The organism is Streptomyces sp. WG7 (genome assembly GCF_049975785.1).
GTDB lineage: Bacteria > Actinomycetota > Actinomycetes > Streptomycetales > Streptomycetaceae > Streptomyces.
In genome coordinates this window covers 1-25196 of record NZ_JBNGGE010000077.1, presented here as the reverse complement: position 1 = coordinate 25196, position 25196 = coordinate 1, and the positions used below count along the sequence as shown (strand labels likewise).

29 protein-coding genes and 2 pseudogenes are annotated in these 25196 nt (G+C 73.1%); 20 read left to right on the top strand and 11 right to left on the bottom strand.

Annotation, left to right across the window (positions count from 1 at the left end; translation table 11 throughout):
• The 3 genes and pseudogenes from ACP4J0_RS36975 to ACP4J0_RS36965 form a co-directional block, all read left to right on the top strand.
• Positions 1–139, top strand: a pseudogene (locus ACP4J0_RS36975) (IS5/IS1182 family transposase); the annotation flags it as partial.
• A 141-nt stretch (positions 140–280) separates the two neighbouring features.
• Positions 281–823 carry a GNAT family N-acetyltransferase gene (locus ACP4J0_RS36970; RefSeq protein ID WP_426603584.1) on the top strand — a complete coding sequence of 181 codons (543 nt, stop codon included), beginning with the start codon at positions 281–283 and terminating at the stop codon, positions 821–823.
• Positions 824–1093: 270 nt separating this feature from the next.
• Positions 1094–1582 carry a hypothetical protein gene (locus ACP4J0_RS36965; RefSeq protein ID WP_426603582.1) on the top strand — a complete coding sequence of 163 codons (489 nt, stop codon included), beginning with the start codon at positions 1094–1096 and terminating at the stop codon, positions 1580–1582.
• Positions 1583–1940: 358 nt separating this feature from the next.
• Here the strand turns inward: ACP4J0_RS36965 and ACP4J0_RS36960 are convergent, their stop codons facing one another.
• Positions 1941–2702: an SDR family NAD(P)-dependent oxidoreductase gene (locus ACP4J0_RS36960; protein ID WP_426603580.1), complete on the bottom strand. Its 762-nt coding sequence runs from the start codon at positions 2700–2702 to the stop codon at positions 1941–1943.
• Positions 2703–2846: 144 nt separating this feature from the next.
• Here ACP4J0_RS36960 and ACP4J0_RS36955 point away from each other — a divergent pair, with 144 nt between their 5' ends.
• Both ACP4J0_RS36955 and ACP4J0_RS36950 read left to right on the top strand, forming a co-directional pair.
• Complete coding sequence (locus tag ACP4J0_RS36955) at positions 2847–3473, top strand: TetR/AcrR family transcriptional regulator (protein WP_426603578.1); 627 nt, start codon at positions 2847–2849, stop codon at positions 3471–3473.
• A 180-nt stretch (positions 3474–3653) separates the two neighbouring features.
• Positions 3654–4049: a RidA family protein gene (locus ACP4J0_RS36950; RefSeq protein ID WP_426603576.1), complete on the top strand. Its 396-nt coding sequence runs from the start codon at positions 3654–3656 to the stop codon at positions 4047–4049.
• Positions 4050–4165: 116 nt separating this feature from the next.
• On the opposite strand, the gene ACP4J0_RS36945 is transcribed toward ACP4J0_RS36950, so the two are convergent.
• Positions 4166–4603, bottom strand: coding sequence for a hypothetical protein (locus tag ACP4J0_RS36945; protein WP_426603575.1), 438 nt, complete (start codon positions 4601–4603; stop codon positions 4166–4168).
• A gap of 321 nt (positions 4604–4924) precedes the next feature.
• The gene (locus ACP4J0_RS36940) at positions 4925–5350 is read right to left on the bottom strand and encodes a hypothetical protein (protein WP_426603573.1); all 426 of its coding nucleotides are present in this window, start codon (positions 5348–5350) and stop codon (positions 4925–4927) included.
• Between the two features lie 273 nt (positions 5351–5623).
• Here ACP4J0_RS36940 and ACP4J0_RS36935 point away from each other — a divergent pair, with 273 nt between their 5' ends.
• The 4 genes from ACP4J0_RS36935 to ACP4J0_RS36920 all read left to right on the top strand — a co-directional run bounded on the left by ACP4J0_RS36935 (position 5624) and on the right by ACP4J0_RS36920 (position 9222).
• The gene (locus ACP4J0_RS36935; RefSeq protein WP_426603571.1) at positions 5624–5788 is read left to right on the top strand and encodes a hypothetical protein; all 165 of its coding nucleotides are present in this window, start codon (positions 5624–5626) and stop codon (positions 5786–5788) included.
• Between the two features lie 44 nt (positions 5789–5832).
• Positions 5833–6288 carry a hypothetical protein gene (locus ACP4J0_RS36930; protein ID WP_426603569.1) on the top strand — a complete coding sequence of 152 codons (456 nt, stop codon included), beginning with the start codon at positions 5833–5835 and terminating at the stop codon, positions 6286–6288.
• Positions 6289–6447: 159 nt separating this feature from the next.
• Positions 6448–6954, top strand: a complete 507-nt coding sequence (locus tag ACP4J0_RS36925; RefSeq protein WP_426603567.1) for a MarR family winged helix-turn-helix transcriptional regulator — start codon at positions 6448–6450, stop codon at positions 6952–6954.
• Between the two features lie 141 nt (positions 6955–7095).
• On the top strand, positions 7096–9222 hold the full coding sequence (locus ACP4J0_RS36920) for an MMPL family transporter (RefSeq protein WP_426603565.1): 2127 nt from the start codon (positions 7096–7098) through the stop codon (positions 9220–9222).
• A gap of 11 nt (positions 9223–9233) precedes the next feature.
• Here ACP4J0_RS36920 and ACP4J0_RS36915 read toward each other — a convergent pair whose 3' ends face one another.
• Together ACP4J0_RS36915 and ACP4J0_RS36910 are read right to left on the bottom strand one after the other, a co-directional pair.
• Positions 9234–9677: a TIGR03618 family F420-dependent PPOX class oxidoreductase gene (locus ACP4J0_RS36915; protein WP_426603563.1), complete on the bottom strand. Its 444-nt coding sequence runs from the start codon at positions 9675–9677 to the stop codon at positions 9234–9236.
• 530 nt (positions 9678–10207) lie between these two features.
• Positions 10208–10423, bottom strand: coding sequence for a hypothetical protein (locus ACP4J0_RS36910; RefSeq protein WP_426603561.1), 216 nt, complete (start codon positions 10421–10423; stop codon positions 10208–10210).
• Between the two features lie 152 nt (positions 10424–10575).
• On the opposite strand from ACP4J0_RS36910, the gene ACP4J0_RS36905 reads away from it, so the two are divergent.
• From ACP4J0_RS36905 to ACP4J0_RS36875, 7 genes are all read left to right on the top strand, one after another.
• A complete protein-coding gene (locus ACP4J0_RS36905) occupies positions 10576–10815 on the top strand; it encodes a hypothetical protein (RefSeq protein WP_426603559.1) in 240 nt (79 codons plus the stop codon).
• 152 nt (positions 10816–10967) lie between these two features.
• Positions 10968–11600, top strand: a complete 633-nt coding sequence (locus ACP4J0_RS36900) for a class I SAM-dependent methyltransferase (protein WP_426603557.1) — start codon at positions 10968–10970, stop codon at positions 11598–11600.
• Between the two features lie 193 nt (positions 11601–11793).
• Positions 11794–11979, top strand: a complete 186-nt coding sequence (locus ACP4J0_RS36895) for a hypothetical protein (RefSeq protein WP_279565553.1) — start codon at positions 11794–11796, stop codon at positions 11977–11979.
• A gap of 21 nt (positions 11980–12000) precedes the next feature.
• Positions 12001–12705 carry a hypothetical protein gene (locus tag ACP4J0_RS36890; protein WP_426603555.1) on the top strand — a complete coding sequence of 235 codons (705 nt, stop codon included), beginning with the start codon at positions 12001–12003 and terminating at the stop codon, positions 12703–12705.
• Positions 12702–13652 (top strand): DUF6895 family protein, encoded by a 951-nt coding sequence (locus tag ACP4J0_RS36885; RefSeq protein ID WP_426603553.1) that lies wholly within the window; start codon positions 12702–12704, stop codon positions 13650–13652. The genes ACP4J0_RS36890 and ACP4J0_RS36885 overlap by 4 nt, the downstream gene beginning before the upstream one ends.
• On the top strand, positions 13649–14569 hold the full coding sequence (locus ACP4J0_RS36880) for a DUF6895 family protein (RefSeq protein WP_426603551.1): 921 nt from the start codon (positions 13649–13651) through the stop codon (positions 14567–14569). The genes ACP4J0_RS36885 and ACP4J0_RS36880 overlap by 4 nt, the downstream gene beginning before the upstream one ends.
• Positions 14566–15654 carry a serine hydrolase domain-containing protein gene (locus tag ACP4J0_RS36875; protein ID WP_426603549.1) on the top strand — a complete coding sequence of 363 codons (1089 nt, stop codon included), beginning with the start codon at positions 14566–14568 and terminating at the stop codon, positions 15652–15654. Before ACP4J0_RS36880 ends, ACP4J0_RS36875 begins: the two co-directional genes overlap by 4 nt.
• A 67-nt stretch (positions 15655–15721) precedes the next feature.
• On the opposite strand, the gene ACP4J0_RS36870 is transcribed toward ACP4J0_RS36875, so the two are convergent.
• Entirely contained in the window at positions 15722–17098 is a 1377-nt protein-coding gene (locus ACP4J0_RS36870) for an alpha-lytic protease prodomain-containing protein (protein ID WP_426603547.1), read from the bottom strand.
• Positions 17099–17291: 193 nt separating this feature from the next.
• Positions 17292–18953, bottom strand: coding sequence for an alkaline phosphatase D family protein (locus ACP4J0_RS36865; protein WP_426603545.1), 1662 nt, complete (start codon positions 18951–18953; stop codon positions 17292–17294).
• Between the two features lie 333 nt (positions 18954–19286).
• Between ACP4J0_RS36865 and ACP4J0_RS36860 the strand changes: the two genes are divergently transcribed.
• Complete coding sequence (locus tag ACP4J0_RS36860) at positions 19287–19592, top strand: hypothetical protein (protein ID WP_426603543.1); 306 nt, start codon at positions 19287–19289, stop codon at positions 19590–19592.
• A gap of 51 nt (positions 19593–19643) precedes the next feature.
• On the opposite strand, the gene ACP4J0_RS36855 is transcribed toward ACP4J0_RS36860, so the two are convergent.
• The 4 genes and pseudogenes from ACP4J0_RS36855 to ACP4J0_RS36840 all read right to left on the bottom strand — a co-directional run bounded on the left by ACP4J0_RS36855 (position 19644) and on the right by ACP4J0_RS36840 (position 22812).
• Positions 19644–20444 (bottom strand): class I SAM-dependent methyltransferase, encoded by an 801-nt coding sequence (locus ACP4J0_RS36855; protein WP_426603541.1) that lies wholly within the window; start codon positions 20442–20444, stop codon positions 19644–19646.
• A gap of 63 nt (positions 20445–20507) precedes the next feature.
• A complete protein-coding gene (locus ACP4J0_RS36850) occupies positions 20508–21464 on the bottom strand; it encodes an ABC transporter permease (protein WP_426603539.1) in 957 nt (318 codons plus the stop codon).
• Between the two features lie 386 nt (positions 21465–21850).
• A pseudogene (locus ACP4J0_RS36845) lies at positions 21851–22351 on the bottom strand (ATP-binding cassette domain-containing protein); the annotation flags it as partial.
• Positions 22348–22812, bottom strand: coding sequence for a GntR family transcriptional regulator (locus tag ACP4J0_RS36840; protein WP_426603537.1), 465 nt, complete (start codon positions 22810–22812; stop codon positions 22348–22350). The gene ACP4J0_RS36840 and the pseudogene ACP4J0_RS36845, both read right to left, overlap by 4 nt.
• 134 nt (positions 22813–22946) lie before the next feature.
• Here ACP4J0_RS36840 and ACP4J0_RS36835 point away from each other — a divergent pair, with 134 nt between their 5' ends.
• The 3 genes from ACP4J0_RS36835 (at position 22947) to ACP4J0_RS36825 (ending at position 25051) form a co-directional block, all read left to right on the top strand.
• The gene (locus tag ACP4J0_RS36835; RefSeq protein WP_426603535.1) at positions 22947–23639 is read left to right on the top strand and encodes a helix-turn-helix transcriptional regulator; all 693 of its coding nucleotides are present in this window, start codon (positions 22947–22949) and stop codon (positions 23637–23639) included.
• On the top strand, positions 23636–24613 hold the full coding sequence (locus tag ACP4J0_RS36830; protein WP_426603533.1) for a pyridoxal-phosphate dependent enzyme: 978 nt from the start codon (positions 23636–23638) through the stop codon (positions 24611–24613). Before ACP4J0_RS36835 ends, ACP4J0_RS36830 begins: the two co-directional genes overlap by 4 nt.
• Before the next feature lie 78 nt (positions 24614–24691).
• On the top strand, positions 24692–25051 hold the full coding sequence (locus ACP4J0_RS36825) for a cupin domain-containing protein (RefSeq protein ID WP_426603531.1): 360 nt from the start codon (positions 24692–24694) through the stop codon (positions 25049–25051).
• Positions 25052–25196 lie beyond the last annotated feature (145 nt).

Here is a 25196-nt window from a genome sequence, read left to right as displayed (position 1 = left end):
CCGACACAGCCGCGGCCGCCTCGGCGGAAGGCCACCGGCATTCAACCGGCAGATCTACCGCCGACGCAACGTGGTCGGGCGCTGCTTCAACCGCCTCAAGAGCTTCCGAGGCATCGCCACCAGATATGACAAGACCGCTAGGTTTGACGGCTGTCGGGCCAATGGTGATCTGTTCGGCGGTCGAGTCGGCCGGGGCCGGCGATCGGGCCGGCTGCCGGCCGTGTATCGAAGTGCCTGGTGAGGATGGCCGAGAGCCCCCTTCGTGGTCCAGGATGACGGGATGGTCACGCTTGAGACTCCCCGTTTGATCCTGCGTCGCTGGCGCGAGGAAGACGTTGCGCCCATGGCTGCCGTCCATGCCGACCCCGAGGTCATGCGGTGGATCCGTGACGGCAGCGTCCGCGACGAACAGCAGACTCGCGACGGGGTCCGGGCATGGGAGAGCGAGTGGGAGGCACAGGGCTTCGGCCTGTTCGCCGTGGAGATCCGGTCCACCGGCGAGCTGGCCGGGTTCACCGGCCTTTCGGTGCCCGACTTCCTGCCGGAGGTACTGCCGGCGGTCGAGGTCGGCTGGCGGCTGGGACGTGCCCACTGGGGTCAGGGCTTGGCCACCGAGGCCGCTGCGGCCGCTGTACGGTTCGGGTTCGAAGAGCGAGGGCTGGAGCGGATCGTCAGCATCGCTCAAGTGGGCAACGTCGCCTCCGAGCGGATCATGGCCAAACTGGGGATGCGTCCGGTCCGTGAGACCGTCAATCCCACCTGTGGCCGGCGAGTACGGGTGTTCGAGTTGTCGTCGGACCGGTACGTCACCAGCACTCGGTGAAGGCGGCAACGAGGACGGCCGCAGGTGGGCAGGCCGGTGCCCCGGTTGTCGCGACGGGGACGGGCGGACGCCTGGCTCGCCGTCATCGCCGAGGACGCCTCCGGCCACGGGTGGTTCCACCCATCAGGAACGACGAAGGGCGAATCCTTGGTAGAACTGGCCGGTGCCGCTGCTGGAGCGGCACGGATCACTCTGCTGCCTGGCGGACGTCCCGCGCCCGGCCTTCTCCTGGAGCCCCCTTTGCCTCTACGGACAGGTACCACCCGCCCGATGTCCCTGCTTCTGTCGACCGTGCTAGCGGTCGGCACGCTCACCGGTTGCACACTGCGGGAACTCGCCAGGGGCTGCGAGGGGACCGACGACCGGGTGCAGGAGATGGCGACGCTCGACATCCTCGCCTCCCGCCCCGCCGAGGCCACCGTCGCCCGGGGCTTCGAGGAGGCCGACGCCGGCTGCTGGGCGGACAGCGGCGACGTCTCGGTGTACGCCAACCGGACGTACGCCTTCCCCGGCACGCGGGCCGAAGTGGCCGCACACTACCGGACGGCAGCGACGCGGAACGGATGGAACCCCGACCCGGACGCCTCGTCCGGCGACCTGTGCTTCGCCAAAGAGGAAATGACCCTGCGGATCGTCTTCCTCACCGCCGAGGGCCTCGCGGAGGACGGCCACGGAAGCCGCCCCGACCTCACCACCGGTGCCGGCTACTCGATCAACATCGACTCGTTCCTGAACAGCGGTGTCGAAGCGGGCTGCTAGGCGACGCCTTCACATGCTGTTGAGCGGTGGATCACGGTCGGGTGGTACGGCGACCTGAACTGCCCGATGCGTGCTGCCGGAGTCCTCGCTCCACCGTCGTCCGCGCCCACCAGCACCCCGTCGGGGCGCGAGGAAGGGAGCTCCGCAGCCCGGGCCGCGGACGCTCCCGAGGCGGCCTGACGCGGCATCGCCACCCGCTGCGACGACTCCTGGAAGGTACGGACCGAGAGGCGGTGCGTCCCAGGCCAGGTCGCCGACTGCCGGGTTCCGCCCGGCTCGCGGTCCGTCACCGGGTGCGGTGCCGCGCGCTCACGACGTGGCGGCGAGGCACCCCCCAGTACGTGGGGCCGACGCCGTGTCAGACGGCGGACCAGCCGTCGTCGACGGGCAGGATCGCGCCGTTGATGTTGCTCGCGGCGTCCGAGGCGAGGAACAGGATCGCGGCCGCCTGTTCCTCCGGCTGCGACACACGGCCGAGGTTGACGAAGTGCGGGCCGATCGCCGCCGGGCCGTGCGCCGTGCGGTCGGCCTCCACCGAGATGGCGGTCGCGGTGCCACCCGGGCAGATGGCGTTGGCGCGGATGCCGTTCTTCCGGTACATCACCGCGAGCGACTTCGTCAGGCCCACCACGCCGTGCTTGGAAGCCGTGTACGAGGTGCCTGCCGCGCTCCCGCGCAAGGAGGCCTCGGAGGCCGTGCTCACGATGGCGCCGCGGCCCGCGCCCAGCATGTGCGGCAGCACCGCGCGGGCCAGCATGAACGGCGCGGTCAGGTTGACCCGGATGACCCGCTCCCACTCGGCGTCGGTCACGTCGGCCAGGGCCGACATGCTGTCCATGATCCCGGCATTGTTCACCAGGACGTCCACGCCGCCGAACCGCTCCACCGCCGTCGCCGTCACCCGGTCCACGACAGCCTGCTCGCTCAGGTCACCCGTGACGGCCACCGCGGTGCCGCCCGCCTGCTGGATCTCCTCGACGACCGCGTCGGCGCCGTCGGCGTTGAGGTCCGCCACCACGACGCGGTCCCCCTGCGCGGCGAAGGCGAGGGCGGCCGCGCGGCCTATGCCCGATCCCGCTCCGGTGACGATCACGCTGCGGCCGTTCAGATCGGCGGTCATGAAGTACTCCCTCTCCGAAGTGCTGACGCGGCGGACCCGTGTCCCCCCGCGCCGGCACACCCACGCTTAATGTCTCTGAGTGACATAAAGTCTTGGTGGAGAATACACGTTCATGACGTGGATCTCTGTGCGCCGGAGGGGCCGATGACCGCAGCTCGCGGACGGACCGGGCGGCCACCCCTGACCGAGGAGCGCAAGGCCGCCATCAGGCTGGGGATCGCCCGGGCCGCGGTCGACCTGTTCATCGCCCAGGGCGTCGCCGCGACGACGGGGGAGCAGATCGGACAGGCGGTCGGAATCTCCGCGCGCACGGTGTGGCGCTACTTCCCCACCAAGGAAAGCTGCGTGGGGCCGCTGTTCACGAGCGGCATCGATGCGATCGCCACCGCGCTGCGGCAGTGGCGCCCCGGCCAACCCCTTCAGGAAGCCTTCGACCACCTGTGGACCGCCGACGCCGTCCTGCCCGGACCGGACGTCGGCGCGCTGCTGCGGCTGACCCGGACGGAGCCGGGTCTGCGCGCGGTCTGGCTGCAGACCCACGACGAGGCGGAGCCCGCCTTCGCCCGGGCCCTCGCCGAGCGAGCCGGACTCCCCGCCGGCGACGTACGGCCGGCCATCTGGGCCGCCATGATCAACGCGGCGCTGCGCGCGGCCGTCGAGCACCACGCCTACCGGACGACCGAGCCGAACACCGACCCCGCGGCCGCCAGGATCGACCTCGCGGCGACCCTGCGCACCGCTCTCGCCGTCACCGCCGCCGGCCTCACCTGAGTCGCCGGGTGCGCCCGACGGGCCGATCGGCGCACGAACGGGCGGGAACCCAACGCATACACGACCAAGGGTGTCGTGATTTTCCGGAAGGCTCGTCAGCACCGACGTCGACGAAGGCGGCTGCGTCGCCGCCGGGCGTCGTACTTACTCCCGGTGAATGCAGATGGAGCTGATGTGGCAGTGGAACGAACAGCGGTCAACCCGGTGACCTGGTCGGTCGAGATGGGATTCAACCAGGGTGAGGTCGTCTCCGGACACACCCGGACCCTGTACTGCTCCGGACAGACCGCGATGTCCGCCGACGGCAAACCCCAGCACGACGGTGACATGGCCGCCCAGTTGGCGCTGAGCCTCGACAACCTGGAGGCCGTGCTCGGCGAGGCCGGCATGTCCCTCTCGAACGTCGTCCGGCTCAACGTCTACACCACCGACGTCGATCTGCTGTTCCCGCACTACGGCGTGCTGGCGTCGCGGCTGGGCGCCGCCGGGGTGGCCCCGGCCAGCACGATGCTCGGGGTGACACGGCTGGCGATCCCCGGCCAGATGGTCGAACTCGAGGCGACCGCCGTCGCGTGAGACGAACTCGCCGCCTGCTGCTCGTGCCGGTCGAACCGGCACGAGCGCAAGCGGCGGAGGGAGGGAAACGGCCGACGCTCACCCGGCTGCGTCGGTCAGCGGTGAAAGCGCCTCGGTCAGTGGTGCAAGCGAAGCCGGTGCGGCCGGTGGGCGGCCGGGCGGTGCTGTCCCGCCGTCTCGTCCGAAGGGCTGGTGCTGCCGTCCTCGCGGCTCCCGCCCCCCAGGCGGTCGGCCAGTCGGTCACGCTCCGCGGCGGCCCGCCGGGCGGCCTCCCGCTCCCCGCGACGCTTCTTGCTGCGATGGCGCGCCAGTACCGTTCCGGCCAGCAGCATCCACATGCCCAGGCCGAAGATCAGAGTCAGGGCGATGCCGCCGAGAAACGCCCCGAGTGTGCTGATCGTGAAGGGGTCGCTGCCCAGCAGGGTCACCGTGTAGTCCGGACCGCCGGACAGGTTGTACGCGATCAGCAGACCTGCGAAGGCGGCGGCGCCCGCCATCAGCAGGAGGCCCAGTACCAGCATGGTTCTCACCTCGTCACCGTGGATGTGCTCCATACGGGTCACCCGGGACGAAGAGGGCAAAACGTCGATCTCGCCACCTGCGCCGCCCGTGCCGCGCGCAACCGGCGGGACAGCGCTCACCCCGGACCCGCGTCGGCTTCGTCGCGGTCGCTCCCGGTCGGAGTGCACCGGTTCGTGACACCTGAGAGGTCGGCCGGAACCGCGGTGTTCCGGCGGCCCGCGTCGTGATGCAGTGGTGTTCGTACGGCACCCGCGTGTCGAGCAACCCGTCCCCGTGCGCGGCTGCCCACGCACACACCGCGTTCATCGACCCACGCGGCGGCCACGCGGCGGCCTGCGGCGGGCACCACGCGGTCACCGTGACTCGCGCGTGACTCCGTCGACGACGAATCCGACACCGACGCCGAGCAACCAGGTGTCCTTCGCCAGGGCCGTGCCGTCCTGGGTCGGGCGCAGACTGCCTTCCTCGCGCATGCCGGGCGTGCGCAGGTACATACCCACCAGCCCGGCCGAGAACGCGGTCAGGCCGATCCCCGCCACTGCCGTCGGTACGACCGGCAGGAGCAGCGCCGCGCCGAGGGCCATCTCACCGGCGGACAGCAGACGGACGAAAGTCGTCGGCTGCACTTTGTCGAGGAACGGATAGGTGTTCTTCGCCATTCCATGCAGCATGGCGGCGGTCTGCTCGTCGGCCCCGCGTTTCGCCAGGCCGGAATTGAGGATGAAAGCCCCGATGGCCAGTCGTGGGGGGAGATGCCTGGGTTCGACGGGCAGACGCATGGGAACTCCTAGCGGCGCTTCCGGGGGATACCCGTGAGCCTATGGCGGGCGACGGTTCCCCGCAGGGCGGGTCACGGAGGACTGCGCCGATCGGGTCACGGCTGTCTCCCCGCCGTGGACGCCCGGGGCAGTACGTGCGGTGATTCCCGTCGTCGGACGTCTCCACGGCCGTAGCCCGGCGGCGCAGGACGTCGAAGCCGATCGGGGTCCCGCGTCGAGTGGTAGGACCTCCGCACCCGGTTCAGGCTGGTCTGGACTGGAAGGAGCGGTGAGGTGGCGAAGAACCGCGACGGGGAGCGGAATCCCTGCACGGGAGACAAGGCCGCCTGGAGCAGCCCCGGCAGCGGGGCCGAGGGGACGGTGGAGGAGAAGCCCCCCGAGCGCACCGAGGCCCCGGCCGCCGGTTCGCGCTCACGAACCCGGGCCGCGAGCCGCTGACGTGCCACCTTTCTCACGTTCACTCACCGAAAGGGACCGACCACGTGGAAGACCCGCACCGGCGCCCCGAGGGCGTCAGCGACGAGACGGTGGAAGCCCTCGGGTCCCTGTCCAAGGCGCTGGAGACGACCGACCGTGCCCGTGGGCACCTGTTCGCGTTCCACCAGCTCACCGGCACGGCGGACTTCGAACTGGACCGCGCGGTCGAGCTGCTGCGCAAGGCGGGCCACACGGAATGGGCGGAGCGTGTCCGCACGGAGATCCTCGGGCGCAACGTCATCCCCGGGCACTGGACGTTCCAGATCGTCGAGGCGTACGACCGGACGTACTACCAGGCGTTCCGGGACCTGGAGCGCGCGGCGGTGGACCGGCTCGCCGAGGGCCGTGACCATCTGTACGAGGCGGAGCTGAAGGAGGCCCGCCGCACCCGCAACCACCCGGACCACACGGCCCGTCCCGACAGCCCCGGCACCCGGCTCCCGAACAGTCCCTTCGCCTGACCCCGGCGCGCGGTGCGTGCCCCGACGGACGGTCACCGGGACCGCTCACGGGGTGCGGGCTCCGTCCCGCACCGGAAGCCGTCGCGGTGATCTCCTGTCGCGCGAGGGTCGCCCGGGACGCGCGGTGGGCCCGGTTCGGCCCTTCTATACGCTGATCACGTGGCGACAGCGAATCAGCGCGGGCAGCACGCGCACGAGCGGGGGACCGGAGCCGGTGCCGAGGAGAGCGACCTGCACGTCCTCGCGGCGCAGCTCCGGCGGATGAACGGCGAGATCAACCGCCTCGTGCAGAGCTTCGCCGGCACGCACGGACTGCACGCCACCGACGTCCAGGCACTCGCGGCGATCCTGGACGCACAGGAGCCCATGACGCCGGGGCGGCTGCGGGAGCACCTGGGGCTCACCTCCGGCGCGGTGACGGCGTGCGTCGACCGGCTGGAGCGCGCCGGGCACGTGCGCCGGGTGCGGGAGAGCGCCGACCGCAGGGTCGTCCATCTGCGCTACGTGCCCGACGCCCGGGCGGCGGCCCGGACGTACTTCCGTCCGCTGGCCGAGGCGGCCGCCGTCACCTGCTCGCGCTTCGACGACGGCGAACTGGCGGTGGTGGTCCGCTTCCTGGCGGCGATGAACGAGGAGCTGCGGCTGGTCCGGGCGCACGACCGCTGATTTTCCGGGCGATCGGGGCATCCGGGGGACAGGTCCGGGCAGAAACCGGTGTGTCGCGACGACCCCAAGTAACTCAATCATTGAGATTGTTTATGATCGAGTCACTTCCCTGCCGCTGGAGACCTGGAGACCCGAAGACCGATGTCCATCCCCTCCCGGCGAGCCCGCTGGCTCGTCCCCGTCGTCCTGCTCCTGGTCTGGCTCGGCATCGGCGGAGCGCTCGGCCCGTACGCCGGAAAGCTCGGTGAGGTCGCCACCAACGACCAGGCCGCCTTCCTGCCCCGCAGTGCCGAGTCCACCCGCGTCATCGACGCGCAGAAGGCCTTCCAGCAGGACGAGACCCTCCCCGTGATCGTCGTGTGGACCGCGGACGGCGGTGGCGCCGTCACCGAACACCGGGCGCCCGCCACCCGAGCGGTCGCGGGCCTCGAAGGGGAGCCCGGGGTCGCCGGCCCCGCGACGCCCGCCCTGCCCTCCGACGACGGGGAAGCCCTCCAAGCCGTCGTCCAGGTCGAGCCCGGCCTCGGCGACCGCCTGCCCGACGTCCTGGAGCACATCCGCGAAGCCGCCGGACAGGTCCCCGGAACCCACGCGCAACTCGCCGGACCGGCGGCCTCCCAGGCCGATCTCTCCGACGCCTTCGCGGGCATCGACGGGCTGCTGCTCGGCGTCGCGCTCGTCACCGTGCTGGTGATCCTGCTGCTCGTCTACCGCAGCGTCCTGCTGCCCCTGGTCATCATCCTCGGCGCCGTCTTCGCACTGGGACTGGCCTGCGCGATCGTCTACGCGCTCGCCGACCGGGACGTCGTACGCGTCGACGGGCAGGTCCAGGGCATCCTCTCCATCCTGGTCATCGGCGCCGCCACCGACTACGCGCTCCTGCTCACCGCCCGCTACCGTGAGGAACTGGCCCGGCACCCGGACCGCTTCGGCGCCATGCGCGCCGCACTGCGCGCCTCCTGGGGAGCCGTCGTCGCCAGCGCGGCGACCGTCGCCCTGGGGCTGCTGGCGCTGCTGCTCAGCGACCTGACCAACAACCGCGCGCTCGGACCCGTCGGCGCCATCGGCATCGTCTGCGCCGTCCTGAGCACGCTCACCTTCCTGCCCGCCGTCCTGGTCGTGCTCGGCCGGGCCGCCTACTGGCCGGCCAAGCCCGTCCGGACCGGCGACCCGGAGGCCGGGCACCGCCTGTGGCACCGTGTCGCCGCCCTGGTGGACCGGGCCCCGCGCCGCATCTGGGCGGTGTCGCTCGCCGCGCTGCTCGCCTGCGCCGCCTTCTCACCGACCCTGACCTCCAAGGGCGTGCCGCTGGACGAGATCTTCGTCAACGACACACCGTCCGTCGCCGCCCAGCAGACCCTGGCGCGGCACTTCCCGGGCGGCTCCGGCAACCCCGCCGTGATCATCGCGGACGCCGGCCGGCTCGACCCCGTCCTCGCGGCGGCCCGCGACACCCGCGGCGTCGCCTCCGCCGCCGCGGTGACCGCCTCCGGCCGCCCGGGCGGCGGTGAACCGAAGGTGGCCGACGGGCGGGTGCGCATCGACGCGACACTGCAGGCGCCGGCGGACAGCGACGCCGCCAAGAGCACGGTGGCCCGGCTCAGGTCCGCCGTCCACGACGTGCCCGGCGCAGACGCCCTCGTCGGCGGCTACACCGCGCAGCAGTACGACACCCAGCAGACCGCCGAACACGACCGCTCGCTCATCGTGCCCGTGGTCCTCGCCATCATCCTGGTCATCCTGATCGCCCTGCTGCGCTCCCTGCTGATGCCCGTGCTGCTCGTGGCGACGGTGGCGCTGAACTTCCTGGCCACGCTCGGCGTCTCGGCCCTCGTCTTCACCCATGTGTTCGGCTTCAGCGGCACCGACGCCTCCGTCCCGCTGTACGGGTTCGTGTTCCTGGTCGCCCTCGGCGTGGACTACAACATCTTCCTCATGTCCCGGGTGCGGCAGGAGTCGCTGGACCACGGCGTACGGGAGGGGATCCTGCGAGGGCTGACCGCCACCGGCGGCGTGATCACCTCGGCCGGCGTCGTACTCGCCGCCACGTTCGCCGCCCTCGGGGTGATCCCGCTGGCCTTCCTGGTGCAGATCGCCTTCATCGTGGCCTTCGGCGTCCTGCTGGACACACTCGTGGTGCGCTCGCTGCTGGTCCCGGCGCTCGCCCGCGACATCGGCGCCGTCGCGTGGTGGCCCGGGCGTCTCGGCCGCCGGACACCGGCCGGAGCGGCCGGGACCTCCGATTCCCGCCCCTGGAGTGGTGGCTGACCCCGGCGGGCTCACCCTCCAGGGGTGCCGGCCCCGGAGGGTGTGAGGGGGCGCACCGTGCCGAGGAAGCGCCGGACGGCGATCTCGATGACGACCCGCTCCGGGTTCGCCCGGGGTTGCCGGTAGCGGGCCGCGTACCGGGCCTCCGCGTCGCGGACCGCCTCGGCGTCGTCCCGCACGGTCGCGACGCCCTCCAGGGTGGGCCAGCGTCTGCCGTCCACCTGACTCACGGCGACGACGGGCCGCTCGGCCCGCCGGACGTTGCGCGCCTTCGCGGTGCCCCCGCTCGTGATGACGCGCGCCGTACGGGTGACGTGGTCGTACGTCACCCCGACCGGGACCAGGTGCGGGGTCCCGTCGGCGCGCGCCGTCGACAGGAAGCACACCCGGCGCTCCTGCCAGAACCTCACGAACTCGGCGTCCGCGTCCGTGTCGTGTCGTTCCTCGGCGTCCATCCTGTCTCCTTGAGTGAGCCGCTCGTGTCCCCGCCCTGACCCGCCTTCGCCGCGCGCGTCGCCTCCGCGGGCGGGACTCCCGTGGCGGTCGGCCGGCACCGACCGCGTGACCGGTCGACCGGGACCGGCCCGTAGCACCGGTCCCACGACCTGACCGTAGTCGGCGCCAGGCCGAAGCCTTGGGCCAGGGCACCGGTCGTGACACCGGTGCCGTCCGCCGAGCCCGGCCCGCGCCACCCCCGCCGCTCACTCGGTCCGCCCCAGGCACGTCCCCACCCTGTGGTGGACGTGCGCCGTGACCTGCCGCCCTCCATCCTCCTGCCCGGGCCGGGCGGTCGAGGGGGCCGGCGGTCGGCCGCCCCGGCCGGAACGCGGCCGACCGGTGAAGGGGCATCGGCCACCGTGACCGCGCAGTCGCCGAAGTCCTGCTCGCGGTGGCCCCGGTGGTCGTCCTGCGGCCCGGGCGCCGCACCGGGGCCGCCGGAGCAGACGCCCGCGACCGGCGCGGGTGGCCGTGCCGGGGGCCGGCCTCAGGCGGCGTCCCGGTCGCCTGACCGGGGTTCGGCCCGTGCCGGGTTCCGGGCCGGGGACGCTTCCCTGGCTCTGCCGCCCGGAACGAGACGCAGGTGGCGGCGCCGGGCGTGCCGGGGCGGCCCAGGATCACCGAAGAGCCGGTCCTCCAGGTACGTCATGGTGAACAACAGCAGCCCCAGTGCGGGCAGTAGCAGGACGGCAACGACAACCACGCCGCAGGTCCCCCCTCCGCTGTGGACGACTCCTCACGGGTGCCCGGGCCCGGGCCGGTGATGGGCCGGTCCCGGGTGAAGATGACGCAACCGTCTGACATAAGCGGTGAAAGGGGTAAAGGGGTGAATGCGCTCGTGGTGTTCCGGGCGTCATGTCCGGGCTGTCCGTGGACATGCGGGCCCGACGGCGGAGACGCCTGGACGCCGACCGCTGTCCTCGCGCGCCTCGCCGTGAAGACCGTGCCGCTCCAGCAGGGGGCGTCACCCGCGAGCTGCGCCGCCGGGTCGAGGACGCCCTGGACTGGGCGGGTACCGACAGCTTCTTCCCGCGGCGGACGGTACGGGTGCGTACCGACACCCCGGACTCCGGGCCCGGCGCACTGACGCGCTGACGGGGTCGGGCCGGGCGGACGGTGCCGATCGTGTTTGCGGGACCGGCAAAGATCTTTGCCGTCCGGTTCCGGCAGGTGCAGTCTGCACACAGGGCACGCGGTCGTCGCGCGTCCCCACCGAGCAGACGATCCGTCCGTCCCAGGAGGCACCCATGACCGACACGCCCGCGCCGGCTCCCGCAGAGTTCTGGGAAGCCCGCTACCGCGACACCGACCGCGTCTGGAGCGGACGCCCCAACGACCTGCTGGTCCGCGAGGCGAGCGACCTCGCGCCCGGCACCGCGCTGGACCTCGGCTGCGGGGAAGGAGCGGACGCCGTGTGGCTGGCCTCGCGCGGCTGGCGGGTCACCGGAGTGGACATCTCCGGCACCGCGCTCGAACGCGCCGCCGGGCACGCCGCGGACGCGGGGGTCGGTGAACGCGTCGACTGGGAACGTCACGAGCTGGGCACGTCGTTCCCCGAGGGCTCGTTCGACCTGGTGAGCGCCCACTACCTGCAGTCGCCGGTCGCTCTCGACCAGCGGACGGTACTGCGTGACGCCGCGCGTGCCGTGGCGGACGGCGGCACCCTGCTCGTCGTGCTGCACGCCGGGTGGCCGTCCTGGCAGACCGAACCGCCCTTCGACGTCGTCTTCCCCACCCTGGACGGGGTCCTCGCCGAACTCGCCCTGCCGGACGGCGAATGGACCGTCGAGACCAAGGAGACCGTCCGCCGGCCCAGCGCCTCGCCCCAGGGCGTCGAAGGCTTCCGTGAAGACCACGTGTGGCGCCTGCGGCGGAGGTGAGCCCCGGCCCCGCTGAACCGGTGCCGACGCTCCCGGCGCCCGCCGGCACCGGTTCAGCGGGGCGACCCGGAGAGCACCTGTCCATTTTGTTGAAAAAGTCATCTTCTGAGAATGTTGTGACGAGAGGCATGTTTTGTGGCTTCCCGGACACCTGTGGTGTGAAGGCCTTTGGCTACCAGAGGGAGATGGTGAAATGCCTTCCAAGGACAAGGTGCTCGAGGAAGTCCGCACCGAGAACATCGACATCGAAGCGGCACTGAACCCCGCCGAGCCCGACGGAGTCTTCCGCGACAGCCGCGAGTGCGCCGCGCTCGCCCTCCAGGCCGGAGGTGGCAAGCTGCTGCTTTCGCCGCCGACCCCGCGCCCGAAGAAGGGCTGACGGACCGACGGGAGCATTGAGATGGAGCAGTCGAGCACGTCAGCCCTTCTCCAGGGGACGGTGCTGGACCTCGCTTCCGACGTGGTCTCCGCTCTTCGGAGCGGAGACCACGTGCGAGCGGGGGGCACCCTGACGGGGAGCGCCGAAGGCGTCGCCGTCGCGGCGGTACGCGTCCTGGGCGCCGACACGCTGTTGCCCACCGCACTCCTGCGCGTTCCGCCCGAACCCGGGCGACTCGCGGTGTTCGAGGACGCCGTGGCGGCCCATCCGCCGCGCGCCGACGCGGCCCCCACCGTCGTATGGAGCCACTGGGCCATGGCCCGCGCCCTTCGTCGGCTCGAAGAACCCCTGACCCACCCGCTCGACGACGACGATCCGGGCGCCGAACCCGACGCCGGATGGCTCGACGACGCGGGCTGGCAGTACCTGACCCACCAGCTCGCCGTACTCGCCCCGCTCGCGCTGCCCGGCGAGGAGTGCGCGGTGACCCGTGCGGCCCGGCGCCGTCCGGTGGACGTCGCCCGCGGCTTCGTACGCGCGGTACGTCGCCGCGACTGGCAGCAGGCGGCCGGAGCCGGGCGCTGGCTCACCCTCCTGGACGGCGTGCCCGACACCCTCGGTCTCGAGGCCGGACTCGACTTCGTCCGGCTCATGGGCGGCAACGACCCGCGGGTGGCCCTGCAGCTGGAGGCGGCCCGGCTGATGCCGGCCGCAGTACTCCTGTGAGCGTGCGAGCGGTCGAGGAAACCGCCCTGGCCTGGGTGTGGGCCCACCGCGACCGCTTCGCGCTCGGCGACGACGCCCTGGCCGCCGACGGCCAGGTGAACCGCACCTGGAAGCCACTGGGCGAACTGGCGCAGGTCTGCGCGTCCGTGTCCGCGTGCGCCCCGCTGTCGGACCCGCTCCACACCCGCGTGTCCGACCTGCTGGACTTCGCCTGGCAGCAGACCCGCCGGGGCGAACTGTTCCTGCTGATGCAGTCGCTGGAGCCCTTCGCCACCTACCCGCTGGAGGTGTACGCGGCCTTCGCCTCGGCCGGTCACCGGCACCCCGGGTACGAGGCGTCCGCCGCCGTGGTGGCCCGCACCCGCGGCTGGCGGCTGACCGAGCAGTACCCCACCCGCCGGCTCGGTGTCATCGAGGCCGAGCGGCGCAGCGGCCTGAGCCCGCACGACCGGGTACCGCGGGCGCTCGGCCGCACCTGGCTGGGCGGCCTGCCCGAACCCTGGACCTTCGAACGCGCGGCCGGCTACGCGCTCACCCACGTCGTCTTCCACCTCACCGAATGGGGACGCACCGCCCAAGGGGTACCGCCGGACCTGGCGGACTATCTGCTGCACTGGCTGCCGCCCTGGCTCGACAGCTGCCTGGAGGCGCGGATGTGGGACCTGAGCTGCGAGTTGCTGGCGGTGGCGGCGAGCCTGCCGCGTCCGCCCGAACCGGCCGTCCTGGAGGACGCCTGGCAGCGCGTCGCGGCGGCACAGCACGTGTCCGGCGCGGTCCCCGAGGAGGGCGCCGTCCAGGACGCCGCCGGGTCCACCGACGGCGCCGACGCCGCCCCCTACGCCTTCACCGACTGCTACCACTCCACCCTGATGGCGGCGTTCGCGGCAGCCCTCACCACGGCACGGCTGAGGGACGTGGACCACGCCGGACAAGGAGTGCCGGGATGACGGACACCCGACTGATCCACCGCGTCGGAGCCGGTGCCCTGGAATGGCTGTGGGCCCACCGCGACGGCTTCCGGCTGGAGCCGGAGGTGGACCCCGAGATCGGCTTCCTGGAACGCTTCAAGCCGATCGGCGAACTCGCCCTCATCTGCAAGGTGCTCTTCCGCGAGGGCGTCGCCGGGTCCCGGCAGGCGCAACTGGCCCGCCGGCTGCTCGACGACACCTGGCGCGAAACCCTGGACGGGGGCCGCATGCTGGTGCGCGGACAGCGCATCGAGCCGTTCTCACCCATCCCGTTCGAGGTGTACCTGGCGTTCAAGGAGCTCGGCTACAGCCAGCCCGAGGTGGAGCGGGCCGCGGTCCTCAACCACCGGCTGGCGAGCTGGACGCGGATGCCGCTGACGCCGACCCGGCGCCTGGGCCTCTCCGCCTTCCAGCGCCGCTTCGGCCTGCCGCCCCGGCCCCCGGAGGCCGACCTGGTGGGCACCACCTGGCTGGCCGGCACCCCCGAACCGTGGACGGTCGAGGGCCATACCGCCTACGACATCACCCACACCGTCTTCCACCTCACCGACTGGGGCGAGAACCCCGACGGCCTGCCGGCCCCGATCGCCGACTACCTCGCCACCTGGCTCCCGGTCTGGATCGACGACTGGCTGGACCTGGAACGCTGGGACCTGCTCGGCGAACTCCTCGTCGTCGACGCCTGCCTGCCCCGGCCCACCCTCGACGAACCCGCCTGGCGGGGCTTCGCCGCCGCACAGCAGCCCGACGGCGCCATGCCCGCGATACGGACGATGCCCGCGGGCGACCCCGAGGCGGTGTTCGACATCGTCTACCACCCGACGCTGGTCGCGGCCTTCGCCTCCCTGCTGGCCACCTCCCGCGCCCTCACCGCGCTGGCGCACACCGGCTCATGACGGGCCGCCCCACGCCGTGGCCGGGCGACCCCGACGACGAAGGGAACGCCCCGCCGGAGCCCGGGCTCCCCGAACCCGCCGACGAGGCGGCCCTGCGGGCACGGCTGGCCGACGCCGTCGACGCCGCCGACGCACCCGACGTCGTCTTCGCCGTCTCCCGGCACGGCCGGCGCACCCTCCACAGCGGCGGCACCGCCCCGCCCCGCGCGGTCCCCCGCGAGGACCTGCGCTACGAGATCGGGTCGGCCTCCAAGACGCTCGCCGGACTGCTGCTCACCCGGCTGATCCGGCACGGTGTCCTCACCGGGGGCGAACCGGCCGCAGCCTGCCTGGACGCCGACCGGCCGGTAGGCCCCCACCCCGTGACGCTCGCCCACCTCATCACCCACACGTCGGGACTGCCCGCCCTGCCGGCCGACTTCTTCCCCCGCGCCCTGCCCGCCTGGCGCACCAACCCCTACGCCCGCTACCCGGCCGAGCGGCTGACCGCCACCTTCCTGCGCCACCGCCCGCGGCACCGTCCCGGAGCCCGCTGGCACTACTCCAACTACGGCGTCTCCGTGCTCGGACACGCCGTCGCCGCGGCCACCGGCACGGCATGGGAGGACCTGCTCACCGGGTACGTCCTGCGCCCGCTCGGCCTGAGCGGCACGGCCCTGCGCGCGGAGGACGAGAAGACCGACGCCACCGGCCACCGCAAGGACGGCCGCACCCCTGTCCCGGCCTTCGACGCCGGCGGCTTCCAGGCGGCCGGGGCCGTCCGGTCCACCCCGCACGACCTGCTCGCCTTCCTCGAGGCCCACCTCGACCCGGCCGGCTCACCGGCCGCCGGCGCGCTGGGGGCCGTACGGGTGCCGGTGCTGAGGCGCGGGCTGGGCCACCGGCACGTGCACACGGTGACGTGGTTCCGGCACCCCACCGACGGCGGGCCGATGTACTTCCACAGCGGCGCCACCCTCGGCCAGCAGGCGTTCCTGGGGTTCCGGCCCGACACCGGCACGGCCCTGGCCGCGGTGTGCACCCGGCGCTTCCGCGCCCACGACCCGTTCATCGCCACGGCCTACTCGTTCCTCGCCGGGGAATGACGAAGGCGCGGGGCCGCCTCCGGCAGCGACCCCGCGCCCGGTCCGCCGTACGGCGGCTCACCGTCCGTCAGACACGCTGCCACAGGGCCGGCGTGTTCTCGGGCGACCAGACACCCTGCGCCTGGTGGTTCTGCAGGCACCGGTACCGCAGGCCCGCGTGGGACACCGTGGCCCCGACCTCGTAGACGCGGCCCGCGGCCCACGCGTCCGCCGCCGCGTCGTCCTGCGGCGCGGGCGTTCCCGCCGAGCCGGACGTGGTCGTCAGGGTGAGGCCGAAGTCGCTGAGCAGCGGGTTGATCGGCTGGTAGAAGGTGGTCCCGCCGTTCGTGCAGTCACCGGAGCCGCCGGACGTGGTGCCCTGGGCCTGGGTGCCCGCGACGAAGGGGCCGCCGGAGTCGCCGGGTTCGGCGCACACCGTTGTCTCGGTCAGCCCGTCGACGGTGCCCTCCGGGTAGCTGACGCTCGTGTCGTGCTGCCGGATCGTGCCGCAGTGCCATCCGGTGGTGGAGCCGGAACGGCACACCGAGGCGCCGACGAGCGCCTCCACCGAGCCGGTGACCTGCACCTTCTGGCCGTTCTGCGCCCTGACGTCGGGGGTGGCGGTCCAGTCGGCGTTCACGCCCACCCAGGCCATGTCCTTGCCGGGGAAGGTCGAGGCCCGGAAGGTGCCCTGGTCGGCCTCGTTGAACCCGGTGGTGGGGTCGCCCGGGTCGCCGCAGTGACCGGCCGTGGCGAATCCTTGCTGGGCGTCCTGGGTGACGGAGAACCCGACCGAACAGCGGGCCTGACCGTCGATGTAGTAGGCGTCGCCGCCGACGAGGTCCTCCAGTACCCGCGGCCGGTGCGGCGAGACGCGGACGCCCACGTTCTGGTCCTCGACCCCGGCGGCCTCGACGAACGCGGCCGCGGCCGACCGGCTCGTGGCCTGCACCACGACCCGGTTGGTCCGCACGTCGACGTACCAGACCGGCGTCTTCGGGGTCTGCGTACGGGCGGCGGCGGCGTTCAGCTTCTCCTTCACCGCGCGGAGCTCGCCCAGCCCCCTCTCGACGACCGCGGCCCTGGCGCCCTGCGCCTCGATGGCGGCGGTGTCCGCGGCGTCGGTGGTGGCGACGGTCAGCTCGGCGGAGGCCGCGCCGCTCACCCAGGCCCCGGCGAAGCGGTCGCCCAGGGCGTTGCGCAGCAGGCCCGCCCGGGTGCCCGCCTCCGCCTCGTTGACCAGCCGGGCCGCCGCCTGCTCCGCCGTCAGCCCCAGGTCGCGCTCCATCGCGCGCAGTACGTGCGTCGACGCCTTGCCGGCGGAGGGCGTCCGGGCGGTGACGCGCTGCGGCTCCGGGGCGGTCGGGGGTGCGGCCGAGGCGGCCGCGGGGAGAGCGGTCAGGACCAGGGCGCCGAGCGCGGTCAGGGCGGCGCGGCGGCTGCGCGCGGCATGTCTGCCGACCATGCGATGTGCCTCCTTCGAGGGCTGTGCGAGACAGCGGGGATCGGTGAGTGACCGTGGATCACGGTGCGACTGCGGCGAAGTCACAGTCCTTGCCGGAAAGATCCGCGGCGATGCCGGGACCGGGCGTCTTTCGCGCGATGGGGGACGTGGGGGGTGCCAAGTGCAGTACGCGCACGCGTACGCCGGGCCGGGGTCAGGCGGGCTTCAGCCCCGGGGCACCCGCCTCGGTGACGAAGGACGCGGCCGTGCTGATGGCAGCGCCGGGCGTGGTGACCGCGGAGACCGTCCTGAAGTCGAGGCGGGCGGCTTCGCGGTCGAGTCCGACCCGGACGTAGCCGCGCTTGCCGTTGTAGAACCTCATGTGCGGGTTGGCCCGCAGGTACAGATCCCAGTTGGCGGGCTGCTCCACGCCGTCCCGGCCGCTGGCCACCGACGTGCAGGTGACCTCCGTGCCGATGGTGGCCGACGCGGGGTCGTCGAAATCGTCCTTGACGTCGAGGGCGTAGCCCACGTGCACGTCGCCGGTGAGGATCAGCCAGTTGTCGACCCCGGCGGCCTTCGCCCCGGCGACGACCCTCTCGCGTGAGGCGCGGTAGCCGTCCCAGGCGTCCATCGAGACCGCGGCGTCGGCGGTCACGTCGAACTTCCGCTGGGAGAAGCAGACCTGCTGGGGCATGACGTTCCACAGCGCGGCCGAGCTCTGCCAGCCGTCGAGCAGCCATTGCTCCTGCGCGGCGCCGGTGATGGTGCGCGCCGGGTCGTCCGACTCGGGCCCGGGGGCGTGCGGCCGGTCGTCGTAGGCCTGGTCGGAGCGGTACTGCCGGGTGTCGAGGATGTCGAACTGGGCGAGCGTGCCCCAGTGCAGCCGGCGGTACAGCCGCGCGTCGGGCCCCTGGGGCAGCTGGGCGGCGCGCAGTGGCTGGTTCTCCCAGTACGCCCGGTAGGCGGACGCCCGTCGCAGCAGGAACTGGTCCGGCGGGATGTCGTTCTCCGGGATGCTGCCGGCGTAGTTGTTCTCGGTCTCGTGGTCGTCCCAGGTGACGACGAACGGGTGCGCGGCGTGCGCGGCCCGCAGGTCCGCGTCGCTCTTGTAGAGCGCGTAGCGCATCCGGTAGTCCGCGAGGGTCATGGTCTCGCGGTTGAACACGTCGGGCAGGGCGATGTCGGTGTAGCGGCGCTCCCCGCCGGCCGAGTTCACCGCGTACTCGTACAGGTAGTCGCCGAGGTGGAAGACCACGTCGACGTCGTCCTCGGCGAGGTGCCGGTGCACCGTGTAGTAGCCGTCCTGGTAGGCCTGGCAGGCGACGGCCGCCAGTCTCAGCGCCGACGTGGCGCTGTCCGCCGGCGGTGCGGTGCGGGTGCGGCCCGTCGGGCTGAGCCAGGTACCGGTGCGGAAGCGGTAGTAGTACACCGTGCCCGGCGCCAGGCCCAGGACGTCGACGTGCACGCTGTGGGCGTACTCGGCGTGTGCCTCGGCGGTGCCCCGGGTCACGACGGCCGCGAAGTGCTCGTCGAGGGCCACTTCCCACTCGACCGTGACCCGCTCCGTGCCCATCCCGCCGTCCTCCGCGAACGGCTCCGGCGCCAGCCGGGTCCACAGCAGCACCGAGTCCGGCAGGGGATCACCGGAGGCGACGCCGAGGGTGAACGGGTCGCTGCTGATCCGGGCGGTCCGCAGGGGTGCGGCGACCGCGCCGCGGGCCGGCAGGTTGGTGGAGAAGGCGAGCGCGGCGGCGGCCGCGGTGACGGTGAGGAAACGCCGGCGGCCGAGGTGCCGGGCGGCGGCGCCCATCACGGCGTCGTGGGGGGAGAAGGCGTGCTCGGCCAGTGAGCTGCGACGGCCCGTGGGCGCCATCTGCTGTCCTCTCGTACGGGGCGGGCGGTCCGTGGGCGAACGGCACGGGGAACCGGGTGGGCCCCGGGCGGTCGCCCCACGCACGCCGGCACGGGGTACTCGCGAGGGGGCGAGCCGGTGTGCGTCGTCCATGCCCGGGTTCCGTCGCGCGGTGGCGCCGACCCGCGATGCGCGGACCCCGCATGCTAAGCAGACATAACGGCGTAAACCGTCAGGACGTGCGGAGTGATCACACAGGAGGAGGTACGCGCGTGTGGGCGCCTGCCCGCCGGGGCACCCGGGGACGACGGGTGAGGCGGGGGGCACGGGAGAGGAAGGCGGCGGGTGGAGCCGATGGCCAGGGCACGGCGTTACGACGTGGCGGCCTCCGGCCGCTGGTGGGACGAGGACGACAACCGCTGGCTGCCGGCCGGCGAGGTGCACGCGTGGGAGCAGGGCAGGAACCAGACCGTGTGCGGTCTCGCGCTGCACCGTTCGCAGCTGTCCCGGTTCCCGGCCGTCACCTGGACCGACGTACTGCCCGAGTCCGGCGGCGCGGCCGACGCCGTCCGCCGGGTCTGCCCCCGCTGCGCGGCCGCGGCCGGCCGCCGGGGCGCGGACGCCCGCCCCGGCTGGCGGCGCACCGACCCACGGCCGTAGGGCCGGCCGGAGGGCCCGGACCCGGGGTGCCGCGGCCGCTCGGTCCGCCGTCTACGACGGCAGCGGCGAGCGGCTGACGCGGATCTTGGACTGGCCGTGCGGACGCTGCTCCCAGTCCTCCATGAACCGGGCGTGCAGACCGTGCCTGCGGGCCAGCGCGAGCAGGGTGTCGGTGCGGTAGTAGAAGTCCTCGCGGAGGACCTGGTGTTCGGTGCCCTCGGTGCGGTCGAAGGTGAAGTCGAAGAACCCGGAGTCGGTCAGGACGCGGCCGACGTGGGAGAGGCACTCCTCGATGACGTTCAGCGGCGAGTGGGAGAAGACGCTGTGCGCGTGGACGACGTCGAAGTGGTCGTCGGGCAGGAAGTCCAGTGTGAGGTCCCCGGTGATGGTCAGATGGGGGAGCTTGGCCTGGAGTCCGCGCTCGCTCAGCGTCTTCTTGGCGGCGATCAGTATGTCCGGCGAGATGTCGATGCCGTAGTAGTGGCCGGTGTCGAGGTGGTCGATGAAGCGCCAGCCGCCGCGCAGGTTGCCGCAGCCGATGTCGAGCATGCGGTGCCCGGGGCGCAGCCCGTGCTCGACGAGGTACTCGAACTGCATCTGCCCGAGCGCCAGCCAGCGGTCGTGGGTCTGGCTGCCGACCGCGGCCTCGGGGTTGCGGCGGGTGTCGGAGGCCATCACGGCCCGGTAGTAACCGACGTGGTCCGGGTGCTTGATCCGCAGCCACGCGTCGCGGCCGGCCCGGCGGACGTAGGGGCCGACGCGTTCGGGGTGGCGCAGCGCGTACCCGACCTTGTGGGTGAGCGCGGCGCGGTTGCTGCGCAGTTTCTTCGGGGACTTGGCGTCCTTGGGCATGAGCGGATCGACCTCCGTGTGACGTGTGCGGGTGGGGCGGTGAGGAGGATGCCGGAGAGGGTGTCAGACCCGGCGGCGCAGCAGGAGGACCGTGACGGCGGTGAGTCCCAGGGCGAGGCCGCCGAGGAGGGCGGTGTCGGTCCACTGGAACGTCCAGTAGTCGCCGGCCGGGTTCGCCTCGTAGAAGCGGGCGACGTAGCCGTGCTGGGACATGCACTCCTTCAGCTCGCGGCCGGACGGGTAGGGGCAGTTCAGGACGGACTCGCGGCGGCCGGAGGCCGTGATCAGGCCGTAGTGCCCGGTGGACCACTTGTCGCCCATCGGTGGTTTGGGCTGCCACCCGTCGCTCACGTACCGGTGCGGCGGGACCAGCAGGCGGGCTCGGTGCGTCCACTGCACCAGGACCGTGACCGCCGCCGTGACCAGCAGCGTCCAGGCCATTGCGGACAGCACCCGGCGCGTCAGCAGCCCGGCGAGGGTGCCCACGGCCAGGCCGGACAGCGCGGCGGCGACGGTGGCGGGGCCCGAGCCGGTCAGCGCGGTGGCCTCGTACCAGAAGACGCCGTAGCTGCGGTTGACGGCGGGTTCCCACCACCACCGGAACAGCAGGGCCAGGGTCCCGGAGAGCAGCACGGTGCCCGTCGCGGCGAGCGCGAACCGGGACGCGAACCACTGGGCCCGGCTCACGCCCTGGGCCAGGACCATCCGGTGGGTGCCCAGTTCCCGGTCGCGGCCCAGCAGGGGTGCGCCCCAGAACATGCCGATCAGGGTGGGCAGGGCGATGTTGAGCGCGCCGAGGAGCTTGAGCGGCTCGACGTCCAGGAACTGGGGCAGGCCGTCCGCGGAGCGGACGCAGTACAGCGGTCCGGGGTCGCAGTGGTCGAACAGCCCGCTGTGCAGGTCGTCGAGCATGCCGGAACGGAAGTACGCGGCGAGCGCGGCGGTGGCCACGAGGACCGCCGCGCCGCAGACGACCAGTACCCGCTGCTGGCGCCAGGCCAGCCACAGCGTGCCCTTCACGCCGCCCTCTCCTTCGTGTCGTCGGCATCGGACCGGAGGTGGCCGAGCAGGATCTCCTCCAGGCCGGGCCGCTCGACGTGCCAGTTCCCGCCGAGCGGGCCGCGCGGCCGCACCAGGGCGGTCAGCTGCCGTCCGTGCGTACGGCGGTGCACCACGGTGTGCTCCCGCAGTGCCGGCGCCTCGTCGGCGTGTCCGGTGACCAGGGTGTGGCTCTCACGGAGCGCGTCGGCGTCCTCGCTCAGCTCCACCCGGCCGGCCCGCAGCAGCAGCACCCGGTCGCAGGTCTGCTCCAGGTCGGGCAGGACGTGCGAGGACAGCATGATGCTCACCTCGCGCTCCGCCGCCTCGGCCATCAGCGTCGCCATGATCTCGCCGCGCACCACCGGGTCGAGGTCGGCGAGCGGCTCGTCGAGCAGCAGCAGTTCCGGCCGCTTGCCCAGGGCCAGCGCGAGCGCCACCCGGGTGCGCTGACCGGGGGACAGCTCGCCCACGCGGGCGGCCGGCGGGATGTCGCCCTCCCGCACGACCCGCTCGGCGACCGGGTGGTCCCACGCGGAGTTCAGCTTGCCGCCCATGCGCAGGGTGTCGGCCACGGTGAAGCGGGGGTAGAGCGGCTTGTCCTGGGTGAGCAGGGCGACCCGGGTGCGCGCCGCGGCCGTGTCCGGGGCGGTGTCCAGCGCCCGGATCTCCCCGTGCGTGGGCCGCAGCAGCCCGCCGGCCAGGTGCAGCAGGGTGCTCTTGCCCGCGCCGTTGCGGCCGACCAGGGCGGTGATGCGGCCGCGCGGCACCGTGAACCCACAGTCCCGCAGGGCCCATTCGGCGCGTGCCCGGTAGCGGAACCCGAGGTCCCTGGCGTGCAGCGCGGCGGGCTCGTCGGGCCCGGTCATACGTCCTCCTGTGTCCTTCCCCGGTCGTCCGGGTCGTTCTCGTGCCGCTGGTGCGGCTCGTGCTCGTGCTCGTGCTCGTGCTCGTCCAGGGCCGCCGTGACCAGGGCGAGTACGTCGTCCCGCTCCAGTCCGGCCGACCGGGCCCGGGCGACCCACCCGGTGAGCTCCGTACGCAGGGGCGAGTCGTCCTCCGCGCCGGGCCGTGCCAGCGACCGCGTCACGAAGGTGCCGAGTCCGCGCCGCGACCGGACCAGGCCGGCCTGTTCCATGTCGCGGTAGGCCCTGAACACGGTGTTGGGGTTGATGGCGGTGGCGGCGACGACCTCCCTGGCCGTCGGGAGTCTGTCCCCGACCCGCAGGACACCCATCCGGAGTGCCTGTTCGGTCTGCCGCACGATCTGTACGTAGGCGGGGATGCCGCTCTGCCGATCGATCCGGTACTCGACCACGTCACCTTCCATGCTTTCATTAATTCATTAGCAGAAGCATGATCAACTGAGGACCGGTTGTCAAACGGGGAGTTCGCGTGGACTGACAGTCCAGACATTGGACGTGTAGTCTCGGTTCATCCGCCGGCCCAGTAAGGAGGCACCTGGTGAGCGAACCGTCCCCGGACGCCGAACGGGACGCCGTCCTCGCCGCGTTGCGCCCCGTCGTCGACGGGATCGCGGCGACGTTCGGCCCGGTCTGCGAGGTGGTCCTGCACGACTACCGGCGCCCCGAGCGGTCGGTCGTGGCCGTCGCCGGCTCGGTGACCGGGCGGACGGTGGGCGGGGCGATGAGCGAGATCGGCATGCGGGTCCTGGCCCGCGGCGACGAGGCGCGGGACGAGCTGAACTACGTCACCCGGACCGGTGACGGCATCCTGCTGAAGTCCTCCACGATGGTGCTGCGCGACTCCACGGGGGCCGTGTTCGGGGCCCTGTGCGTCAACCTGGACGTGACCGCCGTCGACCGGGCCCAGGCGCTGCTCGGTGCCCTGGCCGGAGCCGCGGGCACCCCGGCCGATCCACCCGCGACCGCCTTCGGCGACGACATCGACGCGGTGGTCGACGCCATCGTGGACGCCCACCCGCTGCGCCGGGACAGGAGCTGGGCGGCACTGGACCGCGCACAGCGCCTGGAGCTCTTCCGCGACCTGGACGGGCGCGGAGTGTTCGCCGTACGCCGCTCGGTCGAGCAGGTCGCCGCCCGGCTCGGCATCTCCCGGGCCTCCGCCTACAGCTACCTCTCCCAGGCCCGCGCCGCGACCGGCCCGGCCGCCGACCCCGCTGGAGGACACGCGTGACGACCACCACCCCGCCGGTCACCCTCGACGACGTCCGTTCCGCCGCCGCCCGGCTCCGGGGCGTCGCGAACCGCACCCCGGTGCTGCGCTCACGCACGCTGGACGCCCTCGTCGGCGCCGAGGTCTTCCTCAAGTGCGAGAACCTCCAGCGGGTGGGCGCCTTCAAGTTCCGCGGCGCCTACAACGCGGCCTCCCGCCTCACGCCGGAGCAGCTGTCCCGCGGCATCGCCGCCTACTCCTCCGGCAACCACGCGCAGGCGGTCGCCCTCGCCGCGCGCGAGCTGGGCACCACCGCCGTGATCGTCATGCCCGAGGACGCGCCGCCCTCCAAGCGGGCCGCCACCGCCGGCTACGGCGCCGAGATCGTCACCTACGACCGCTACACCGGCGACCGCACCGCCCTCGCCGAGGCCCTGGCCGCCGAACGCGGGCTGAGCCTGATCCCGCCCTACGAGCACCCGCACGTCATCGCCGGGCAGGGCACCGCAGCCCTCGAACTCGTCGAGGAGACGGGGCGGCTGGACGCGCTGATCACCCCGGTCGGCGGCGGCGGGCTGATCGCCGGGTGCGCCACCGCCGTCAAGGGCCTGCACGCCGGCACCCGGGTGCTCGGCGTCGAACCGGAGGCCGGCGACGACACCAGGCGCTCCCTTGAGGCGGGCCGGCGCGTCACCGTCCCGGTTCCGCACACCATCGCCGACGGCCAGGCCCTGCCCACCCCCGGCGAGCTGACGTTCTCCCTCAACCGGCGACTGCTCGACGGGGTCGTGGCGGTCTCCGACGACGAGATCCGGGACGCGATGCGGTTCGCCTTCGAGCGGCTGAAGACCGTCCTCGAACCGAGCGGCGCCACCCCGCTGGCAGCCCTCCTCACCGGTCGCGCCGGCCCGCTGCCCCGCCGTGTCGGCGTGATCCTCTCCGGCGGCAACGTGGACGCCGAACGCTTCGCCCGGCTGTGCGGCACGCCGGGCTGAGACCGTGCCGTCCCCCGGATGGCGGTGCCGAGTTGACAGGCGGACGATGGGGTGGTGGGCAGGGAAAGGAGGAGCGTCATGCTCGACGTCAAGACGCTCGACAAGCCGGACGAGCGGCGCGATTTCCCCCGGGGACACCTCGAGGCCGTGCACATGGAGGGCCTCGACTTCGCCGTGGCCACCTTCGAACCGGGCTGGCGCTGGTCGGAGTCCGTGGCGCCGCTCGCGGGCACCGACAGCTGCCAGGTCCACCACAACGGCTACGTCGTCCGCGGCCGCATGCGGATCCGCATGGACGACGGTGCCGAGAGCGAGGTGGGCCCCGGTGACGTCTTCGTCTGCTCGCCCGGGCACGACGCCTGGGTCGTGAGCGACGAACAGTGCGTGGTCCACGACTTCGCGGGCGGTATGGCCAGGGAGTACGCCAAGACCGACTAGGCGGCGAACCATCCCGGTCAACGGGTGGGAGGGGGGGGGGCGGCCGGCCCGCCCCCCCCCCCCCCCCCCCCCACCCCCCCCCCCCCGCGCGCCCCCCCCCCCCCCCCGCCCACCCCCCCCCCCCCCCCGCCCGCCCCCCCCCGCG

Bases quoted from the DNA above. Each gene is read 5' to 3' on its own strand.
- ACP4J0_RS36955 (WP_426603578.1), top strand. From the start codon at position 2,847: ATGACCGCAGCTCGCGGACGGACCGGGCGGCCACCCCTGACCGAGGAG.
- ACP4J0_RS36865 (WP_426603545.1), bottom strand. From the start codon at position 18,953: ATGGCGCCCACGGGCCGTCGCAGCTCACTGGCCGAGCACGCCTTCTCC.
- ACP4J0_RS36880 (WP_426603551.1), top strand. From the start codon at position 13,649: ATGACGGACACCCGACTGATCCACCGCGTCGGAGCCGGTGCCCTGGAA.
- ACP4J0_RS36905 (WP_426603559.1), top strand. From the start codon at position 10,576: ATGTCCGGGCTGTCCGTGGACATGCGGGCCCGACGGCGGAGACGCCTG.
- ACP4J0_RS36940 (WP_426603573.1), bottom strand. From the start codon at position 5,350: ATGCGTCTGCCCGTCGAACCCAGGCATCTCCCCCCACGACTGGCCATC.
- ACP4J0_RS36920 (WP_426603565.1), top strand. From the start codon at position 7,096: ATGTCCATCCCCTCCCGGCGAGCCCGCTGGCTCGTCCCCGTCGTCCTG.
- ACP4J0_RS36900 (WP_426603557.1), top strand. From the start codon at position 10,968: ATGACCGACACGCCCGCGCCGGCTCCCGCAGAGTTCTGGGAAGCCCGC.
- ACP4J0_RS36970 (WP_426603584.1), top strand. From the start codon at position 281: ATGGTCACGCTTGAGACTCCCCGTTTGATCCTGCGTCGCTGGCGCGAG.
- ACP4J0_RS36870 (WP_426603547.1), bottom strand. From the start codon at position 17,098: ATGGTCGGCAGACATGCCGCGCGCAGCCGCCGCGCCGCCCTGACCGCG.
- ACP4J0_RS36840 (WP_426603537.1), bottom strand. From the start codon at position 22,812: ATGGAAGGTGACGTGGTCGAGTACCGGATCGATCGGCAGAGCGGCATC.
- ACP4J0_RS36895 (WP_279565553.1), top strand. From the start codon at position 11,794: ATGCCTTCCAAGGACAAGGTGCTCGAGGAAGTCCGCACCGAGAACATC.
- ACP4J0_RS36960 (WP_426603580.1), bottom strand. From the start codon at position 2,702: ATGACCGCCGATCTGAACGGCCGCAGCGTGATCGTCACCGGAGCGGGA.
- ACP4J0_RS36855 (WP_426603541.1), bottom strand. From the start codon at position 20,444: ATGCCCAAGGACGCCAAGTCCCCGAAGAAACTGCGCAGCAACCGCGCC.
- ACP4J0_RS36945 (WP_426603575.1), bottom strand. From the start codon at position 4,603: ATGGAGCACATCCACGGTGACGAGGTGAGAACCATGCTGGTACTGGGC.
- ACP4J0_RS36965 (WP_426603582.1), top strand. From the start codon at position 1,094: ATGTCCCTGCTTCTGTCGACCGTGCTAGCGGTCGGCACGCTCACCGGT.
- ACP4J0_RS36860 (WP_426603543.1), top strand. From the start codon at position 19,287: ATGGCCAGGGCACGGCGTTACGACGTGGCGGCCTCCGGCCGCTGGTGG.
- ACP4J0_RS36875 (WP_426603549.1), top strand. From the start codon at position 14,566: ATGACGGGCCGCCCCACGCCGTGGCCGGGCGACCCCGACGACGAAGGG.
- ACP4J0_RS36915 (WP_426603563.1), bottom strand. From the start codon at position 9,677: ATGGACGCCGAGGAACGACACGACACGGACGCGGACGCCGAGTTCGTG.
- ACP4J0_RS36890 (WP_426603555.1), top strand. From the start codon at position 12,001: ATGGAGCAGTCGAGCACGTCAGCCCTTCTCCAGGGGACGGTGCTGGAC.
- ACP4J0_RS36825 (WP_426603531.1), top strand. From the start codon at position 24,692: ATGCTCGACGTCAAGACGCTCGACAAGCCGGACGAGCGGCGCGATTTC.